Consider the following 20,502-nt stretch of genomic DNA (forward strand, 5'->3'; position numbering starts at 1 on the left):
ATTTTAATATTTGAATAGACCAATAGGGTAATCTGTTCGATCAATCTCTGGAAAGTAATCATAGGTCAAAAATTTTATTTCTTTTTTTAAATTTTCTGCCTGAAGTCCATCGCCAATATTTTCTAAAAGTCGTATAAAATCATAAATATGCTCCATATATTGATGATTGCCAGTTAATAGATATTGCAGTAAATTATGTAAATATTGTAAATTCATACGATAATTATAATTTGACCCTGTCACATCTTGCTTATTTGCAAAAAATATATATTTTTGTGCACCACTGTAGTCTTTTTCATAGATTCTAGCTGTTATCAAATTTGTAATAGTTGTGTAAGCAAACTTTTTTGTACTATAATCTCTTTGATTTTCATCGGCAATAGGAATAGCTCGAGCAACGATAGCATCCTGTTGGCTAAAAGTAAAAAGACTGATCATATTACAGATGAGAACATAATCATAGTGCTGATAATAGTCTTTTTTTAACAAATATCTAGCAGCTTGCTGACTCTCTTGAGCTGAAATCGGCTCGATTTCGGGCCAAAACTGAGAAAAGTAAGATTTTATAACAATGTAATTTGAAAATTCTTTCAAATCTCTCTGTTTGTATTGAATCTTATTATAGTAATGAATCAGTTCTTGTTTTTTTGCCTGATTATCTATGTGAGAAGCACAAAAATAGAAGAGTTCTTGAAAGTTTTTTTGTTCCTTATCCAAAGGGACTCGGGCAAAAAATTCTTCTGAAGAGAGTGATAACTTTTTTAAAGCTTCTGCAAGAGCGTCTATTTTGATAACCTGTTTGCCATGTTCGATTCGAGAATAGGTTGAAGGGTCTAAATAGTTATCTAGCATTTCCTTTTGCGTGATATTCAAATTTTTTCTAAAAAAACGCAGTGATTCTCCTATATTCAAGTGTTACACTCCTTTTATTTGCAAATATCGCAAAGAAGAAGAAGAATTTTTTTCTAAATTCTAATTATTTATATAAAAACATTCAAATTCTTGTTCTATATGCAATAAAAGCAAAAAGTTATTTATTTAATTCTAATAGTTTGTTACAATTTTCTTGTAGGAGATATTTATAGGAAAGTATCTTTTCTAATATTAGTTGAATGGAGGGGAAGAAATGATTCTAGCAGTTGCTGTTGGGCTATTTGCAATAGTTGTAGCCCCATAAAAAATAGATGCATCTTCTAACATATTTAAGCTTGGGGAAGTTTAGTGCTGTCAGAAGATGCATAAACAATATTTAAATTAAATATCATTTATGTAATTATATCACAAAAACGACAAATTGCTAGTTATTATTTACTATTTTATCGATTTATTTTTTAGTGAAGAAACTTGTGAAAACAAAATAATGGAGTATTGACTGTTAGATAAGGTTTCTAATAGCAAGTAACGAGCGTATACTATAAGAAAATAGTGTCTATTTTTACAAGTCATTTATGAAACATAATATGTAGACCAGCTTGAAATTTCATTTGAGCTGGTCTACTTTTTTCATTGAAGTACTCATATCATTGTTGTATAGTCAGTTTACAGGAGGTTCATACAATGAAACGAAAAAGATTAAAGTATCCTTTTTTTGTGATCATCGGTCCTAGTGGTTCTGGGAAAACTAGTGTTGCAGAGGCAGTTTTTCCGGCAGAGTTTAAAGTGATCTCGCATACAACGCGCCCTATCCGAAAAGAAGAGAAAGATGGAATAGACTACTATTTTGAAACGAAAGAACAATTCAAAAAATTAGTCGATACCGATGCTCTAGCAGAGAATGATCAGTATCATGGTTATCAATATGGTGTAGGAATCGAAGAATTGATTCGAAAAACAACTAGTCACTTTGCCTATGATGTTTTGACAATAGACGGCTTTCAACAGATAGAAAGGCAATTTGGGAATAAAGTAATCCCCATTTTTTTTAAAGTTTCAAAGAAAAATATCTTAGCGAGATTACAAACTAGAGAAGACGATAATGAGACGGTAAAAGAACGCAGTGCATTGTATGATGTAGAAGCTCAGAATATAGAAAAGGTCATAACATATCCAAATCACTGTATAATCAATGCGGATCAACCTTTTGAGACAGTTATCGATGAACTGAAAAGTGTTATCATGGCACGAAACCTGTTACTAGACTGAGATGAACAAGGTCCTATTTTATTTGAAAAGTTATTTTAAAGTGTGAGGTGAAGCTGATTATTAGTTTTCACCTCACATTCTTATTATAGATTAAATTATACGGAAAATTAAGAATTTTCATACAATTACAAAAATGTCACTTGTATGACAGAAGCAAGAATGGTTAAATGAAAGAGTAGAATAATTGAAGGAGATGAGGAGAAGGATTATGAAGAAAAGAACAATGATCATTGTAGGGGTAATTGCAGTTGTATGTATAGGGATCTTCGTTCTTCCAAGTCTGTTGGGAGGAAATAAGAAAGCTGGATCTGAAAAGAAAACAGTTTCCGAAGATTTAGGGATTGAATATTTCGACGTTCCAGATATTGAACAAGTGTATATCAACGGTGTTATTCAACCTGAGCAAGCCGAAGCTTTTGCAAAAGATTCAAAAATGACAAGCACACCTGAAATCAAGGTTAAAAATGGTGATGTTGTCGAACCAGAAACAGAATTGTTCACATATGAAGACAAAGAAGTAACGAAAGAAATCGAAGCTCAGAACAATACGTTAAGTAAATTAGCGACTAAAAAACAAAATATTTATAATAAATGGAATCGAGCAATCGATAATTTTAATAAAGCCAAAGAAGAAGAACGCAACACAACTGGTGCAGCAATTAATGAGCAACATCAAGCCGAAATTGATGGAGTAGATGAAGAAATCCTCTTTTCAAACGAAACGATTGCTGATTTAACAACAAAACAATTTATTTCAACAAAAGCAAAATTCAAAGGACGTGTCTCGATCCCAGAGGTCAAAGATGAAAATGCTCCTGTTCTTCGTTTAACTTCAGATGGATTGTATGTTGCTGGGAAAGTAAATGAAAAGGATCTAATGAAAATTGCAGTAGATCAAAAAGCAAATCTCTCTGTGGTTTCAAGTGGAACAACGGTAACTGGGAAAATTTCATATATCGATGACAATCCGCCAGAAGCCAAAGCTGATCAAGGGGAAAATACTAGCGGAGAAGGAACAATGTCGACTTATAATGTAAAATTAGCACTTGATAGTTTAGGGGGCATCAAAAATGGTTATCATATGCAAGCAACAATCAATATAGGTGATAATAAACCAATCGAAGTACCTAAAAAAGCAATCCATGAGCAAGATGGTAAAAAATATGTATTAGTCAATGATTTTGGTTCTGTGATCCGCAGAGATGTTCAAGTAGGTGAAGAAAAAGAAGGTAGTATGGTTATAAATTCTGGTTTAGAGTCAGCTGATCGAATCATTGTTTCTTCTAAGAAAGACGTTAAAGAAGGAGACTTGATCGAAGAAGATAATCAAGGATCAGGAGAAGCAGCGCCAGCAGCTAAAGAATAGGAGGAGCATTCATGATACAACAAGAACAAAGCCCGCAACCTCTCATTCAGATGCAAGCAATCAATAAATATTTTCCTGTCGGGAAAGAAAAGTTGCACGTTTTAAAATCATTAGATTTAACGATCAATGAAGGTGAATTCATCATGATCATGGGAAAATCTGGGAGTGGAAAAACGACACTGATGAATATCATCGGTTTTCTTGATCGCGTATCTGACGGTAATTATCTTTTCAAAGGTGAAGATGTTTCCAAGCTTTCTGAGAATAAAAAGTCTGAGTTTAGAAATGAATATCTTGGTTTTATTTTCCAGCAGTTCTTTTTGATCAACTCATTGAATGTTAGTCAAAACGTACAGTTACCTTGTGTTTATGAGGGGAAGAAAAGCAATGATGAAAAACGAAAAATTGCTGAAAAGTATTTAGAGTTGGTTGGTTTAGGTGAAAAAACAAAAGCAAAAGTAAATGAATTATCTGGTGGACAACAACAGCGTGTGGCAATTGCTCGTTCTTTAGTCAATGATCCGCTATTGATCATGGCAGATGAACCAACTGGCGCATTAGATAGTGAAACGGGAATCGAAATTATGGAGTTACTGACGGAATTGAATCGTCAAGGTAAAACCATCGTCATGGTGACACATGATGCAGATATGAAAAAATATGCCACACGAGTGATCCATATGAAAGATGGCCGTTTTCTTGAAGAAGAGGTGATTCGATGATTTCAAATCTACTGATCAGTACTTTATTGAGTTTGCGTGCACATAAATTACGAGTATTTCTGACAATGATCGGAATCATTATTGGGATTACTTCGGTTGTGACTATTTCAACACTAGGTGAAGGAATGAAAAAGCAAGTAATGTCGGCAACTAGTGCTAATACGAATGTCGTTAAACTACATTATACAATGCAGGATGAAAGTTCTACTGGTATGATGATTTATGAAGAACCAGACTATAGTTTTTCTAGAGTTGATCTAAAAAAAGTCAGAGATATTGACGGCGTTGAGACAATCTATCCGCAGTATGGTGATGGCATGATGGGAGATAACCTAAATATACAATTGGACTATTTTGGTGCTAAGGCTAATATAATGGTCACATCCAATCGTGGTCAAAATAAAATCAAATACGGTCGTGATTTTGACGATCGAGATATTAATAAAGATGTGATTATCTTAAATCATGATGTTTTTGATACGAGTTTGAAAATGGATGATCCAGGTGAATTGATTGGAAAAGCTGTTTCGATCAATGACTATATGTACAAAGTCATTGGAATCTTAGAACCATTTGATTATGAAGCATTAGATAACACTGAAGCGATGGCGCTGGATTGGAATATCGTCTACAGCAGTTTTGTCTCAAGAGCTTCATATAATAAATTAGCGACATCAAAAGCGATCAGTGGTATCAATTTCAAATTAAAAGAAGGAGCAGATAAGCAAGCGATCATTTCGCAAGCTGTTTCTACTTTAAGTGAAAGCCACCCAGATGTTAAAGGGATCTTTAAAGAAAACGATCAGGAACAAAAAAATCAAAAACAAATGGAAGATGCAATTGGTGGTATTACTATGTTCTTAATGGCGGTCACAGCAATCTCATTGTTAGTTGGGGGAATTGGCGTGATGAATATCATGTATGTCTCTGTAACAGAACGAAAACGTGAGATTGGGATTCGCAGAGCAATCGGTGCAAAACCACGGATGATTTTGATGCAGTTTTTATTAGAAGCAGCATTTATCACGTTGCTTGGTGGATTGTTCGGTGTTGGGTTAGGCTATCTGCTTTCTACAGCTGTCGGTAGTTTTGTAGATATTGTACCAGTCATGACACCTTCGATTTTTGCCATATCCACATTGGTATCTATTTTAACTGGTATCGTATTTGGGATCATTCCTGCTATCAGTGCTTCAAGAATGGATCCAATCAAAGCAATCTATAATTAATAAAATGGTATGATAGAAAATAGAAAAAGATGTTTGAATGAGAGATTCAACATCTTTTTTTTGGTATAATTATTATTCAAGAAATAATTATGTCATCGTTTCATTTTTATTTAATTATTGGTATAGATTGAATTAGAGTTGAAAAAATAGAGTGAAAAAGTCTATTGGTCTAGGAAGATTCATCTGTATTTTCTCGAAAATTTAGACAATTTGCCTTTTTTTGAAAAGAGTATTTGCTTGCTGAAATCACTAGAGATGTTTAAAATAAATAGTGGGAGACATTCGGAGGGGGAAGACGAATGGAAAAGTTTAATCTATCAAAAGATGTATATGTGAAAACGGTTGCCTTGCGTGCGAAGGATGTAGAGCGAATGGTCAACTTTTATAAAAATGTGTTGGGCTTTATTTTAAAGCTGGAAGAAAATAATTTATCAATATTTGGTTCACAAGAAAAAGATAGTCGATTGCTAATATTAGAGGAAACAGATTGTGAACAAGAACGACTAGAATCATTTGAAAAAAAAGTCTGTTTGTCATTACTGATTCCGACAGAAGAAGAGTTTAGCAGTATTTTAAGAAGAATCACAGCACATAAATATCCAATCAATTACTCTAAGCAAGTAGGAAATCGACAAAGTATCTTTTTGGAAGACCCAGAGGGAAATGAATTAGAAGTGAACTGTCAAAGGATACTCGCGCAACAAGATGAAAACATAGAAACAGTTGATATTGAAGCCTTGGTCCAACAAAGTAATGTCCTCTATTCAAGCCTTTCAGCAGGTGTTCGATTTGATCGGATCAAACTACGAGTGGAAAATAGATCAGAACATCATTCTTTTTATCAAAATATTTTAGGAATGACCTCAGAAGATAGAGTAAAGGAAAAATTATCGATAAATGACGGTGACTTTTCTGTGTATTTGACTGATATGATAAAGACAAAAGCTCAAAAAACTACTGATAATGAAGGATTAGGTGTAGATTTTTTTGTGCTAACAGTGGAACATGAAGCAGAAATGAAACAATTAAAAAATCACTTAGAGGAACAAAAGCAAGAGTTTTTTGTTGATAAAAAATTAACGATTTTAACAATTTACGACCCTAGTGATATTGAATGGTGGTTTGTAAGAAATTAAAACAATGAGGAAATCGAATGATGTATAAAAAAACGAAGCAAAAAATCAAAGAATTGATGAATGAGGGAATATTCTCAGGCGTCAGCTTTTCTTTTATAAGTGAAGACAAATCTGAGGATCATACTTGGGGAAACGCTCAAATACTACCTACAGTCGAACCGCTAGAGCGACCGCTGCTTTTTGATGTAGCTTCTTTAACGAAGGTCATCTGTACTACAACAGTCGTACTACAATTAATAGAAACTGGCGTGCTGAAGATGGATGTACCAGTGCACAAGTATTACCCCGCAATTGCTGATCAACGACTAACGATTCGTCATCTTTTAACCCATACCTCTGATATTCAAAGCTATATTGAAAATCGTGATAGCTTGACGAAAGAAGCGTTGCGTCTTGCTTATTTACAGGTTAGATCGGGGGAGAATTTAGGTGAAAAAGTTGCTTACACAGATACTGGAACTATTTTACTTGGATTCATGTTGGAAGAGTTATTTGACAACGTGCTGATCGAGATTTTTAAAGAGCGCGTTTTAGAACCACTAGATATGACAGCCAGTGTCTTTTTACCTAGTAACTCTTCACAGATCGTGCCAACTGAAAATCATCCAACAAGAGGCGTGATTCGTGGTCAAACACATGATCCAAAAGCCTTTGTTTTAGCTGAACATGCGGGGAATGCAGGCTTATTTACTAACTTGACAGATCTTAAAAAATTTACAGAAATGTATTTGAATGATGGAAAGTATATGGAGAATAGATTATTGGAAAAAACGACAATCGAATTGTTGCTTACAGATCAAACACCAAATAAAAGGGGACAACGTTCCATTGGGTGGGACTTGAAAAAAGATGCGACAGGACATCCTTTATTATTTCATACAGGTTATACTGGTACTTTTTTATTGATCGATCCGATTCAAAAAAACGCTTTCATCTTTCTTTCCAATCGGATTCATCCAGTTGATAATAGAGCACAATATATTGAAAAAAGAGATGAACTAATTCAACTTTACTTATATGAAAAAAGAACAAACAAAGATGAATCGCTTTCTTTTTAGTGGTATAATTGACGAGTATAAATAGAAGGGAGTTTCTAAACTATGCAGCAACCTTTATTTCTAAAACCAGTATTTCAAGAAAAAATTTGGGGTGGTAATCGATTACATACCGTATTCGGTTTTGATTTACCAAGCAATAAAATAGGTGAAGACTGGGCGATCAGTGCTCATCCACATGGAGTTAGCACAGTAGAAAATGGTGAATTTTCTGGTCAAAAGCTAGATGAACTTTGGGCAAACCATCGTGAGTTATTTGGCGGTGCTAAGGGGGATGTCTTTCCTTTATTAACGAAAATCTTGGATGCAGAGGATGATTTATCTGTCCAAGTTCATCCAGATGATACGTATGGCTTAGCTCATGAAGGTGAGCTTGGAAAAACGGAGTGTTGGTACATTATTGACGCCGAGCCAGGTTCAACAATTATTTATGGGCACAATGCTAACACTCGTGAAGAACTTGAAACAATGATCAAGGAAGAACGTTGGGATGACTTATTGAAAAAAGTGCCTGTTAAAAAAGGCGATTTTTTCTATGTACCAAGTGGTACAATCCACGCAATCGGTAAAGGAATCATGATTTTAGAAACGCAACAAAGTAGTGATACGACTTATCGCGTTTATGACTATGATAGAAAAGATGATCAAGGTCAGGCAAGAGAACTGCACATCCAACAATCCGTAGACGTAACAACTGTTCCCGCAAAAGCGGCTGAACTATCAATCCAACAACAAAATCAAGGTCAATCAAGTATTATTACGTATTTGAAAACACCATTTTTCAATGTATATGAATGGCAAGTTAAAGGACTACTGAAGCTAAAGAAAAATGCGCCGTATACCTTAGCCACAGTAATCGATGGTGTTGGCAGTTTGATTATTGAAGAGATAGATTCACTCAAAGAAGAACGCTACGAATTAAGTAAAGGAACAAGCTTTATTTTACCAACTGATATCGCTAAATGGCGATTCGAAGGTGAGTTGACGATCATCGCCTCAGAACCAGGAGTAGATGCCTAAAATAAACAAAAAGTGTTAGGGAAAATTCCTAACACTTTTTGCTTATTTAGTTGCATACATGTCCTTTGGGACAAGTAATGGTTCATTGTATTTTTTTTCTAACGCTGTTTTGATCAGGCGAATACCAAGGTTTTTATTACGAGCAAGAATCGGTCCATGGAAATAGGAGCCAAAGACATTTTTGTAAATCACACCTTCGGAACCATCTTCACTGTTGTTGCCTTTACCTTGGATAACGTTCCCTAAAGGCCGTTCACCTTTTCCTAAGAAGGTGCGGCCGTTATGATTTTCAAAACCGTAATAGGTTTCGTTGAACTCCTCATTATGAATGACAATGTCTCCAATATAGCGGTTATTATCTTGACTTAACGTGTAATGATCCAAAGCGCCTATACCGTGAATTTTTTCCCCTTTAGCCCCCATATAATAATGACCTAAAAGCTGAAATCCTCCACAAATGGCTAGCATTACGCCGTCATTTTCAATATATTCAGTTAAAGTTTCTTTTTTTGTTTGAATATCGTCTGAAATGATCAGTTGTTCAAAATCTTGACCACCACCAACAAAGACTAAATCATACTTATTCGGGTCAAATGGTTCATAGATGCTGACGATTTCGGAATGGAAGGTAACATCCATCTTTTCAGCAAGATATTTCAACATGAGTAAGTTGCCGTTATCACCATAAGTATTTAGCAAATTACCGTATAAATGACATACAACAAGTTCTTTAGGCACCATTCATTCCTCCTTGAATATAACCTTGAGCAGCAAGTGACTTACGTAATTGTAAAACCGCTGTATACGTGGCTAAAATATAGACATGTTCTGTCGGCAATGCCTTGATCGCTGTGATAACATCATCTAGGTCTGGAATTTCTTTCAACTTATCCTCAGAAATACCGGCAACTTTCAATCGCAAAGCCATATCTTGATGGCGGTCACCACCAGCAATCACTTCTGGAATATCCATTTGACTGAAGGCTTCATGATCGCCATCCCAGATCCAGCTTACATCGATCCCATCTGCATAATTAGCATTTAATAAAGAGACAAGTGAAAAGGAATAAGGGGCAAGGCCCATCATATCAATTACCTGGTTTAAACCAACTGGGTTTTTCACTAAAACTAGCGTACATAATTTCCCGTTGATGTTGATTGTTTCTTGACGTCCAAATACTTTTTCATCATAGCTTAAACCCGCTCTGATTTTCTCAGGTGCCACGCCATAGTGCTCAGCTACTGCTGTTGCTGCAAGGGCATTATAAACGTTGTACATTCCGCCGACAGCGATACTGTATTGTGAGCCATCGATCACAAAATTAGCAGAAGTGTTATCCATTTTGACCATTTCAGTTAACTGAACATCAAGTTCTGGACGGTGGAAGCCGCAATTTGGACAATAATATTTGCCAAGATTAGCATAAGTAATCATTTTATACTGTAAAATATGGTGGCATTTTGGACACAACAAGCCATCTGTATTGTAATGAGCCATCTGCTCTTTATCTGGCAAATGATTGAAACCATAATACTTTCTTGGATTGACCGTTTCAACTGAATTGAAGATCGGAGAATCACCATTACATAGAATTGGTGCGTTAGGAGCGGCTGAGGCACCATCAACGATCAATTTGTATGTGGTATAAATTTCACCATAGCGGTCCATTTGATCACGGAAAATATTTGTAAACAAAAATAGCTTTGGTTCAATATATTTGGTCACCCGACTTAGACTTGCTTCGTCGATTTCTAACACTGCAAATTTCTTCTTTGCGCCTTTGTTTTTAGCAGATAAAAAGGTTGAAACGATTCCCTGTTCCATATTCGCACCAGTCGGATTCGTCAACACGTGATCGAATTCTTGTCTTAGTATATTTACTGTTAAAGCCGTTGTCAGTGTTTTGCCGTTCGTACCAGTGACAACAACTATTTCATACTCTTTTGCTAGTGTGTCCAAAATTTTTGGATCGATCTTTAATGCTAACTTTCCAGGATAGCTGCTGCCGCCCTTGAAAAAAGTTTGTAATACCCATTGAGAAGTTTTTCCAGCGGCTATTGCCATATGACTTCTGATTCCCATAAAGTGCCCTCCAATTTGCCTTGATTGTCGTTGTTAAAGACAACAAATAAACTCAATCTATAATAACACAATTAAAAAAAAAAATTAATTCCTTTTACTCTTTCTTACTATTATTATCAATCTTTAAACGAACTTGATTAAAGAAGAAAAAAAAGAGTGGAAAACAAAAACTAATGTTTAGTTTTGTTTCCCACTTTTTTTCGTCGTTTACTTACTTACTTACTTCGCATCAATATAGCTATATAAAGTATATTTAGAAATATTGAAAAATCCTGCTACTTTATCACCAGATTTTGTTACGAGAAATGCACCCTTACTATTTAGGAACTGAATACATTTGATTTTGTCATCTTTTGTCATTAATGGGACCGGTTTGCCGACAAGTTTTACAGATTCTTCAATCAAATCATCTAAAAGTTCATTGATATCTTGAGGGATATAGTCTGGCTCTTTATCATCATCTTGTTCATCGATCGCAACAAGTGATTTTAGCGTTGATTCAGCAGCTATCAGGGCAGTGATATCATAATTGATTGCAAAAATCCCATCTAAACTGCCAGATTTATCTTTGAAATAAACAGTACTTGATTTTAAAATCCGTCCATCATGTGTTCTTGTTAAGTAATTGATATGATCGATCAAATCAGCGGGATCCTTTTTTAAGGCTTCTAAGACAACTTGAGAAGGTCCATCTCCAAGCTGACGAGAAGAAACATGACCATTTTCAATTGAAACAATTGTATTATTCACATTATTTTCATTGATTTTATGAATGACGATTTCACAATTATCACCGAACTGACCAGCTAAAGCCTTTGCGACTTGAGTGAGAAAATTTAATTTTTCATCAGAAAGCATGGTTTTGCTCCTTTCTAAAACAAGTTAAGTCAAAAAAATATGTAGTACACAATGTTCTTTATAACCAGCCTTTTGATATTCTACAAAAAAACAGCTATAACAGTGCATAGATAGAAAAAATTACTAATTATAAAGATCTTCGTGTGTAATGATATCATGCGGTAAATCATAATACAAGACAATGAGCACAGAGCGCTAAAAAATATTTTTTAGGTAGCATTGTTTTTTTTCAGGTTAGGTGGTATAATTTACTCGAGTTAGAGGAAATCATACATTTTTGAAGTAAAATGCAAACGTTTTTTTAAGATTCTATAAGGCTAAGAAATGATCTGATTATAAAGATCGTTAGATTAGTGAATAATTGAACTATACAATTGTAAGCGATTTCTATTTAGAGAGCAAAATAAATGAATTTATAGGAGGGTTATCATGTTAGTAATAGGAAATGGGCGACTGATCACCAGAGATAGGGAAGGAACATTTTTTGAAGATGGCTGTGTCGCGATTGAAGGTCAGAAAATTAGAAAAGTAGGAACAACAAAGGATATACGTAAAGAGTTTCCTTCTGCTGAGTTCATTGATGCCAAAGGTGGAGTGATCATGCCTGGTTTTATCAATATGCACAACCACATTTATAGTACGTTTGCAAGAGGATTGAATATCAATGGTTACCACCCTAAAAACTTCATGGACATTTTGGAAGGACAGTGGTGGCGGATCGATCGGACGCTAAATCTACAAGATTCTTATCATAGTGCAAAAATAGCTTATCTAGATAGTATTAAAAATGGTGTAACAACAGTATTTGATCATCATGCTAGTTATGGCGCAATCGAAGGTAGTTTGACACAACTTTCTAACGCAGCTGACGAGTTAGGCGTTCGTACTTGTTTATGCTATGAAGTTTCAGATCGAGACGGGGCAGAAAAAATGAAAACAGCTGTTAAAGAAAATACGGATTTTATCAGAATCAGTAAGGACCGTAGTGATGATATGCAAAAAGCAATGATGGGCATGCATGCAGCGTTTACGTTGTCTGATACATCTTTGGAATATTGTGCAGCTCATACGCCAGATGGTGTGGGGTATCATATCCATATTGCAGAAGATATCGCTGACGTTTATGATTCATTGGCAAAATATGGAAAACCAATCGTCAATCGTTTGTATGATTTAGGAATTTTAGGAAAACAAACGATGGCAGGGCATTGTATCCATATTGGTCCCCATGAGATGGAATTATTACGTGATAGCAATACCATGGTTGTTACAAATCCAGAATCAAATATGGGAAATGCAGTTGGATGTCCGCCAGCAATGCGGATGTTGAATGAGTATGGTCTTTTGATGGGGCTGGGTACAGATGGGTATACCAATGATGTGACTGAATCATATAAAGTAGGGAATATCATTCATAAGCATCATTTAGCCGATCCGAATGCCGCTTGGGCTGAAATTCCTGAAATGTTGTTCAATAATAATCCGAAAATGGCTAATCGCTACTTTGAAAATAAATTAGGAGTATTGGAACCAGAAGCTGCGGCAGATGTAATTATTTTAGATTACAAGGGACCAACACCGATGACAAAAGATAATTACAATTCTCATATTCTATTTGGCATGAACGGCGGAGCAGTTACAGATACGATCATCAATGGCGAGATTCGTATGCGTAATCGAGAAGTGCAAGGAGTTGATGAAGCAAAAATTTGGCATGATGCTCAGGCTCAAGCGCAATCTCTTTGGACAAGAATCAATCAAGCATAGGGCCTAGCCTAGAAAAATAAAAAAGGAGTGACAGACATGAGCGACATCATGAACCCGATTTCAATCGATGGGTTATTGAATTGGATTTTGAATGAATACAAAAATGAATCAACTATTTTTGGTGTAAGGAAATTTTACAAAGCGGATCCAAGTAAAACATTGTCTTTATTCGGTGAAAAAATGGAAACACCGTGTGGTCCGGCAGCGGGTCCCCATACACAATTAGCTCAAAATATTATTGCGTCGTATTTAACAGGATCACGTTTTTTTGAAGTCAAAACAGTTCAAATCATTGATGGAGAAGATTTACCTGTCAGCAAACCCTGTATTACAGCAGCAGATGAATGCTATAACGTGGAATGGTCAACTGAATTACGTGTTCCTCAAGCCTTTGACGAATACGTGAAAGGGTGGTTCATTTTAAAATTGCTCAGTAAAGAATTAAATTTAGGTGATCCAGATGGCTTTATTTTCAATATGAGTGTTGGCTATGATTTAGCAGGGATTCAGTCACCAAAAGTTGATCAATATATCACAGATATGCAAGAGGCAAAAGAAACAGCGATTTGGCAGGAATGTATAGAAGTTGCCTATAAATACTTACCTCAATTTAAAAATATCGATAAAGCATATATTGATGCCATTAGTTCAAAGGTCTGTCGTTCAATTACCCTGTCCACACTGCACGGTTGTCCATCAGATGAAATCGAACGAATCACAACCTATCTATTAGAAAGCAAAGGGCTAAATTCATTCATTAAATGTAATCCAACGATGCTAGGCTATGAATATACACGTCAAACAATGGATGAGCTAGGTTTCGACTATATGGTTTTTGATGATCATCATTTTATCGAGGATTTGCAATTTGAAGACGCAGTTCCTATGTTAAACCGTCTACAACGATTAGCTGATAGTAAAGGCTTAAACTTTGGCGTAAAAATCACCAATACATTCCCTGTGGGTATTGCAGAAGATGAACTGCCAGGTGACGAAATGTATATGTCAGGACGTTCCTTGTTCCCGTTAAGTATTTCGTTAGCTAAAAAACTGTCGGATGCATTTGAAGGAAAATTACAAATTTCTTATTCAGGCGGAGCAGATGTCTTTAATATCAAAGAAATCTTTGATGCGGGAATTTGGCCGATCACTATGGCAACAACGTTGTTAAAACCAGGTGGGTATCAACGAATGAATCAAGTCGCAAACTTATTAGGAGAATCAGACTATCCAAGTCAAGTTCAAGTGAACCTTGAGAAATTGACTAGAATTGTAGAAAAAGCAAGAACGCAAGCACGTTATAAAAAATCAATTAAATTACCCGAAAGTCCTAAACTACGTAAAACAGTCCCATTAACCGATTGTTATACAGCACCTTGTCGTAGTGATGGTGGCTGTCCGATCGACCAGGATATTCCAGCGTATCTTCGTTACGTCAGCGAAGAAAACTATTTAGATGCATTAAGAGTAATCGTTGATAAAAATCCGTTGCCGTTTATTACTGGAACAATTTGTGCTCATCCATGTATGACGAAATGTACTCGTCAGTTTTATGAAGGCTCGATCAAAATCCGTGAAGCAAAATTAGAAGCAGCCGAGCATGCCTATGATGAATTGATGGCAACGATGAAAAAACCGATTCGTAAAATAAATGCAGCTAAAACAGCCGTTATCGGAGGCGGTCCTGCTGGAATATCAGCAGGATATTTATTAGCGCGTGAAGGAATGCCTGTAACCGTATTTGAAAAAGCCGATACGATTGGCGGTGTGTGCAGTCAAATCGTACCAGAATTTAGAATTTCGATGAAATCAGTTCAAAATGACGTGGAAATGGCTAAGTTTATGGGGGCTGAATTTATAACTGGACAAGCTGCTCCGAGCATCGAAGAACTACGTGAACAAGGGTATACTAACGTAATTTATGCTATTGGTGCGTGGAAACATGGCAAGTTGAGATTAGAAACAGGGAAAACACTTAATTCGTTAGAATTTTTAAAAGCGAATCGAGAAAACCCAATGATCAACCCTTACGGGGAGCAAATCGTCGTTGTTGGGGGTGGTAATACCGCGATGGATTGCGCTAGAGCGGCTACTACTTTACCGGGTGTGAAAAAAGTTTCCGTGGTTTATCGTCGGGATAAACGGAATATGCCTGCGGATGAGGAAGAATTGTATTTTGCTCTAGGAGATGGCGTAGAATTTTTAGAATTATTATCGCCTATTAAATTGGCTGATGGTCTACTTACTTGTGAAAAAATGCGCTTAGGTACACGCGATAGTTCTGGACGCCGAAAACCTGTAGCCACTGGTGAATTTACTGAAGTTTTAGCGGATACAGTGATTGCAGCAGTGGGAGAGAAAGTGGATACCGACTTCTATCAATCAATCGGTATTCTAACTGACCAATATGGCAAAGTTGTCTCGAATCAAGACACATTAGAAACCAATTTAAAAGATGTTTATGTAATCGGTGATGCAAATTTAGGACCAGCAACGATCGTAGAAGCCATTGCTGATGCTACCAAAGCTGCTGGAAATATTTGCCAGCTCCATAATAAGCACTATGAACAAACAAACCTTAATGATGACGTTGCCTTCGTTCGAAATAAACGAGGAATACTTGAAACAAACGAAGCTCTTTGTGGCCAAGCAAGTAATTGTCTAGAATGTTCAACGATTTGTGAATCGTGCATGGATGTTTGTCCCAATCGAGCGAATATCGTAGTTAACGTCAAAGGACAACCACAAATCGTTCATGTAGATCGAATGTGTAATGAGTGCGGGAACTGTGAAACATTCTGTCCATATGCAAGTGCACCGTATAAAGATAAATTTACGTTGTTTAATACAGAAGCAGATTTTGAAAATAGTACGAATTCTGGTTTCTATGTAATCGATCCAAGAGAAAAAAGCTGTATAGTCAGATTATGGGGGAATACATCACTCGTTAACTTAAACTCTCAAGAATTAGCTATTCCGACAGATATTATCGAGTTGATGGATACGATGATTGAAGAGTATGACTATTGTATGCAAATGTAAAAAGACATGAGTTGCGCAAAAACAACTTCTGATCAATGGAGGTTAAAAAATGTCTATTCTTTTAAAAGGCGGTACTGTAGTGTCCGCAAAAGGGCGTCGGCAAGTAGATGTAAGAATTATTGACGAGAAAATCGTTGAAATGGGCACAAACTTAAAAGCAGAAGGTTCTATAGTAGAGGATGTTTCTGGTTGTTTTTTACTGCCGGGTTTTATTGATGCTCATACACATTTAGAGTTGAATAATGGAAAAGGATCATTGGGAACAGCAGATGATTTTTACACGGGGAGTAAGGCGGCTGTCGCTAAGGGAACAACGACTGTGATTGATATGGCTACACCAAGTAAGGGGAGTTCATTAAAAGACTGTCTTAACGCTTGGAATCATTTAGCAAATGACAATAGTTCCTGCGATTATACCTATCATATGTCGATCATTGAATGGAATCCTAGTATTAAAGCAGAAATCAACGAAATAATTGATGCAGGCATCACTTCTTTTAAGATGTATATGGCGTATGACAATTTAAGAACGACTGATGCTGAACTGTATGAGGCAATGAGAGAAATTCGTAAGTATCAAGGAATGCTAGGTGTCCATTGTGAAAATGGGGATATGGTCAATGAGATGATTGCAAAATTTATTGAGGAGAGGAAATTGTCACCTCATTATCACCCATTGACTAGACCGGATTCAGTAGAAGCCGAAGCGGTAGAGCGTTACTTAATGATTGCTGAGCTGGCTGATTTACCAGTGAATATTGTTCATTTAAGTACGAAGGCCTCGTTAGAAGCGGTAGAACGAGCAAGAGCTCGGGGGCAAACCGTATATGTAGAGACCTGCCCACAATATTTAGTTTTGGATGATCATTTATACGATGGACCTGATTTTGAAGGAGCAAAATATGTTTGCTCACCACCATTGCGCAGCATCGATGATCAAAACGCACTATGGGCAGGTGTGATGGATGGTCAGATCAATACAATCTCAACGGATCATTGCAGTTTTAATTTTGAAGGGCAAAAAACAATTGGAAAACATGATTTTAGCAAAATTCCTAATGGGATGCCTGGTGTAGAGCCTCGCCCAGAATTGATTTATACCTATGGCGTGACGACTGGCAAAATCAGTTTAGAACGTATGATAGGGTTATTATCAGAAGACATTGCCAAACAGTTTTCATTGTATCCTCAAAAAGGGGTCATTCAATCTGGCAGTGATGCTGACATCGTCGTTTGGGATCCCGAGACAATTGGGGTACTATCAGCGACAACTCAGCTGCAAAAAGCAGATTATACACCTTATGAAGGAATGCAGACGAAAGGAAGCGCCAGATCAGTTTATCTAAGAGGCCAAAAAGTAGCTGAACAAGGTCAGGTTATTCAAGAAAAACAAGGAGCATTTATCTATCGAACAATTAAAAATAAATCATAGTGGAATCAATCAACTTGTGTTGATTTAAATAAATAGACGGAGGGGTAATTTTTTGGAAAAAATAAAATGGACGGCAAATGAAATGCCTAAAACAGATGATCAGTATTTATCACTGATGTCAAAGGAAGCAATCGAAAAAGCCTTAGCGTTTCATCGGAGTTTTCCTCAATACAATCAGACACCATTAGCTGAATTAAAAAATATGGCAGAATATTTAGGGTTAAAGGATTTTTTTGTCAAAGATGAATCCTATCGTTTCGGCTTAAATGCTTTTAAGGTGCTGGGCGGCTCATTTGCCATGGCAAATTATATGGCAGAAAAATTAGGGAAAGATGTTGCTGATTTGACCTATGATGTTTTAACTTCCGACAAACTTCGGGCTGAATTTGGTCAAGCAACTTTCTTCACAGCAACGGATGGCAATCATGGGCGAGGTGTTGCTTGGGCAGCGAATAAATTAGGACAGAAATCAGTTGTTTTAATGCCGAAAGGCTCAACGCAAACGCGCAAGGAAAATATCGAAAAAGAAGGCGCAACCGTTACGATTGAAGAAGTCAATTATGATGAATGTGTTCGAATGGCTAATAAAATGGCAGAAGAAACTGAGAACGGTGTCATGGTGCAAGATACTGCTTGGGACGGATATGAAAAAATTCCAACCTGGATCATGCAAGGCTATGGGACGATGGCCTTAGAAGCTTCTAAGCAATTAGAGGAAGCGGGAAATAAACGTCCGACACATGTTTTTGTTCAGGCAGGCGTAGGTAGTTTAGCTGGAGCAGTTGTGGGCTATTTTGCCAATCTTTATCCTGATAATCCTCCAAAAATGGTAGTAGTCGAAGCGCAAGCGGCGGATTGCTTGTACAAATCGGCTATTGAAAAAGATGGTCAAATTCGATTTGTCGAAGGTGACCTTCAAACAATCATGGCAGGACTTGCTTGTGGTGAACCAAATACAATTTCATTCGATATTTTAGAAAATCATACCTCAGTCTTTGTATCAGCACCAGACTGGGTTTCAGAAAAAGGAATGAGAATGCTTGGGGCACCATTAAAAGGTGATTCACAAGTGATTTCAGGAGAATCAGGAGCCGTGGCTATGGGCTTAGTTGCAACTGCGATGCAAGATCCTGAATATAAAGAATTATGGGATACATTGAAACTTGACGAAAATTCAACTATTTTAATGTTTTCAACAGAAGGCGACACAGATCCAGATAATTATAAAAAAATCTTATGGAGGTAATATAAATGGATTTCAAAAAAATCAACGCAGCAGCAGAAGGTTATAGAGAGGACATGATCAAATTCTTACGCGATTTAGTCAAAATTCCTGGAGAAAGTGCTGAAGAAGGCGCAAAAATGGATCGTGCTAAAGCCGAAATGCAAAAATTAGGTTTTGACAAAATCGAAGTCGACCCTCAAGGGAATCTTCTTGGCTATATGGGAACTGGTAAAAAATTGATCGCATTTGACGGTCATATGGATACAGTGGGTATCGGTGAGATGAGTAACTGGGAATTTGATCCATACGATGGCTATGAAACAGATACAGAAATTGGTGGACGTGGTACTTCTGACCAAGAAGGCGGAATCGTTTCAGCTGTTTACGGTGCTAAAATCATGAAAGATTTAGGGCTACTAAACGAAAAATATACGGCTTTAGTAACCGTTACAGTTCAAGAAGAAGATTGTGATGGTTTATGTTGGCAATATATTATTAAAGAAGATGGTATTCGCCCAGAATTTGTTGTCTCAACTGAACCAACGGATGGCGGGATTTATCGCGGTCAACGTGGTCGGATGGAAATCAAAGTTGAAGTCAAAGGTGTATCGTGTCATGGATCAGCTCCTGAACGTGGCGATAATGCGATCTATAAAATGGCCGATATTTTACAAGATGTGCGCGCATTGAACAATAATGGAGACACAGAAAGTACGGTTATTAGAGGCTTAGTACGAATGCTTGACGAAAAATACAATCCTGAATGGAAAGAAGCTCGTTTCTTAGGCAAAGGTACCGTTACAGCATCGCAAATCTTCCATTCATCACCAAGCCGTTGCGCAGTAGCAGATGGTTGTACAGTTTCATTAGATCGTCGAATGACTGCGGGCGAAACATGGGAAAGTTGTTTAGAAGAAATTCGCAACCTACCAGCGGTTAAAAAATATGGCGATGATGTCGTTGTTTCAATGTATGACTACGATCGTCCATCTTATACAGGTTTAACTTATCCAATAGAATGTTACTTCCCAACTTGGGTAATTCCAGAAGAGCACGGTGTAACAAAAGCGTTGATGGAAACACACAGAAATCTATATGGAGAAGAACGTGAAGGCTCAAAAGAAACCATTGAGATGCGGAAAGCTCGTCCACTATTAGATAAATGGACATTCTCAACCAACGGCGTGTCGATCATGGGACGAAACGGAATTCCTTGTATTGGCTTTGGCTCAGGCGCCGAAGCGCAAGCTCATGCGCCAAATGAGAAAACTTGGAAAGACGATTTAGTACGTTGTGCTGCAGTGTATGCGGCATTACCAACGGTATACTGCGAAAATAACTAATTAAAAATACAAGGGAAAAACGAACCGATATTCTGATGAGTAAAGGACGTTAGAATATCGGCTATCGAATTACTTATATAGA

Annotated in this window: 16 protein-coding genes; 12 read left to right on the forward strand and 4 right to left on the reverse strand. The window is 36.7% G+C overall.

What is annotated here, in order from left to right; all coding sequences use genetic code 11:
• Positions 1–3: 3 nt before the first annotated feature.
• Complete coding sequence (locus BCR24_RS06955; RefSeq protein ID WP_069639832.1) at positions 4–912, reverse strand: helix-turn-helix domain-containing protein; 909 nt, start codon at positions 910–912, stop codon at positions 4–6.
• A 645-nt stretch (positions 913–1,557) separates the two neighbouring features.
• Here BCR24_RS06955 and BCR24_RS06960 point away from each other — a divergent pair.
• From BCR24_RS06960 to manA, 7 genes are all read left to right on the forward strand, one after another.
• Positions 1,558–2,142 (forward strand): guanylate kinase, encoded by a 585-nt coding sequence (locus tag BCR24_RS06960; protein ID WP_069639833.1) that lies wholly within the window; start codon positions 1,558–1,560, stop codon positions 2,140–2,142.
• 208 nt (positions 2,143–2,350) lie between these two features.
• Positions 2,351–3,508, forward strand: coding sequence for an efflux RND transporter periplasmic adaptor subunit (locus BCR24_RS06965; RefSeq protein ID WP_069639834.1), 1,158 nt, complete (start codon positions 2,351–2,353; stop codon positions 3,506–3,508).
• An 11-nt stretch (positions 3,509–3,519) separates the two neighbouring features.
• Positions 3,520–4,230: an ABC transporter ATP-binding protein gene (locus BCR24_RS06970; protein ID WP_069639835.1), complete on the forward strand. Its 711-nt coding sequence runs from the start codon at positions 3,520–3,522 to the stop codon at positions 4,228–4,230.
• Positions 4,227–5,459 (forward strand): ABC transporter permease, encoded by a 1,233-nt coding sequence (locus tag BCR24_RS06975; RefSeq protein WP_069639836.1) that lies wholly within the window; start codon positions 4,227–4,229, stop codon positions 5,457–5,459. The genes BCR24_RS06970 and BCR24_RS06975 overlap by 4 nt, the downstream gene beginning before the upstream one ends.
• 299 nt (positions 5,460–5,758) lie before the next feature.
• Entirely contained in the window at positions 5,759–6,595 is an 837-nt protein-coding gene (locus BCR24_RS06980) for a VOC family protein (protein WP_069639837.1), read from the forward strand.
• A 20-nt stretch (positions 6,596–6,615) separates the two neighbouring features.
• Positions 6,616–7,653 carry a serine hydrolase domain-containing protein gene (locus BCR24_RS06985; protein ID WP_069640003.1) on the forward strand — a complete coding sequence of 346 codons (1,038 nt, stop codon included), beginning with the start codon at positions 6,616–6,618 and terminating at the stop codon, positions 7,651–7,653.
• Between the two features lie 42 nt (positions 7,654–7,695).
• A complete protein-coding gene (gene manA, locus BCR24_RS06990; protein WP_069639838.1) occupies positions 7,696–8,670 on the forward strand; it encodes a mannose-6-phosphate isomerase, class I in 975 nt (324 codons plus the stop codon).
• A gap of 42 nt (positions 8,671–8,712) precedes the next feature.
• Here the strand turns inward: manA and BCR24_RS06995 are convergent, their stop codons facing one another.
• The 3 genes from BCR24_RS06995 to BCR24_RS07005 form a co-directional block, all read right to left on the reverse strand.
• Positions 8,713–9,411 carry a type 1 glutamine amidotransferase gene (locus BCR24_RS06995; protein WP_069639839.1) on the reverse strand — a complete coding sequence of 233 codons (699 nt, stop codon included), beginning with the start codon at positions 9,409–9,411 and terminating at the stop codon, positions 8,713–8,715.
• A complete protein-coding gene (locus tag BCR24_RS07000; RefSeq protein ID WP_069639840.1) occupies positions 9,401–10,753 on the reverse strand; it encodes a Mur ligase family protein in 1,353 nt (450 codons plus the stop codon). The genes BCR24_RS06995 and BCR24_RS07000 overlap by 11 nt, the downstream gene beginning before the upstream one ends.
• Before the next feature lie 219 nt (positions 10,754–10,972).
• Entirely contained in the window at positions 10,973–11,611 is a 639-nt protein-coding gene (locus tag BCR24_RS07005) for a helix-turn-helix transcriptional regulator (RefSeq protein ID WP_069639841.1), read from the reverse strand.
• A 429-nt stretch (positions 11,612–12,040) separates the two neighbouring features.
• Here BCR24_RS07005 and ssnA point away from each other — a divergent pair, with 429 nt between their 5' ends.
• The 5 genes from ssnA to BCR24_RS07030 are packed head-to-tail and all read left to right on the forward strand — an operon-like array spanning position 12,041 to position 20,420.
• A complete protein-coding gene (ssnA, locus tag BCR24_RS07010; protein WP_069639842.1) occupies positions 12,041–13,378 on the forward strand; it encodes a putative aminohydrolase SsnA in 1,338 nt (445 codons plus the stop codon).
• A gap of 36 nt (positions 13,379–13,414) precedes the next feature.
• Entirely contained in the window at positions 13,415–16,420 is a 3,006-nt protein-coding gene (ygfK, locus tag BCR24_RS07015; RefSeq protein WP_069639843.1) for a putative selenate reductase subunit YgfK, read from the forward strand.
• 49 nt (positions 16,421–16,469) lie between these two features.
• A complete protein-coding gene (gene hydA, locus BCR24_RS07020) occupies positions 16,470–17,852 on the forward strand; it encodes a dihydropyrimidinase (RefSeq protein WP_069639844.1) in 1,383 nt (460 codons plus the stop codon).
• 52 nt (positions 17,853–17,904) lie between these two features.
• The gene (dpaL, locus tag BCR24_RS07025; protein ID WP_069639845.1) at positions 17,905–19,098 is read left to right on the forward strand and encodes a diaminopropionate ammonia-lyase; all 1,194 of its coding nucleotides are present in this window, start codon (positions 17,905–17,907) and stop codon (positions 19,096–19,098) included.
• Between the two features lie 5 nt (positions 19,099–19,103).
• On the forward strand, positions 19,104–20,420 hold the full coding sequence (locus tag BCR24_RS07030; RefSeq protein ID WP_069639846.1) for a YgeY family selenium metabolism-linked hydrolase: 1,317 nt from the start codon (positions 19,104–19,106) through the stop codon (positions 20,418–20,420).
• Positions 20,421–20,502 lie beyond the last annotated feature (82 nt).

This window comes from Enterococcus ureilyticus, assembly GCF_001730315.1.
Lineage (GTDB): Bacteria > Bacillota > Bacilli > Lactobacillales > Enterococcaceae > Enterococcus_L > Enterococcus_L ureilyticus.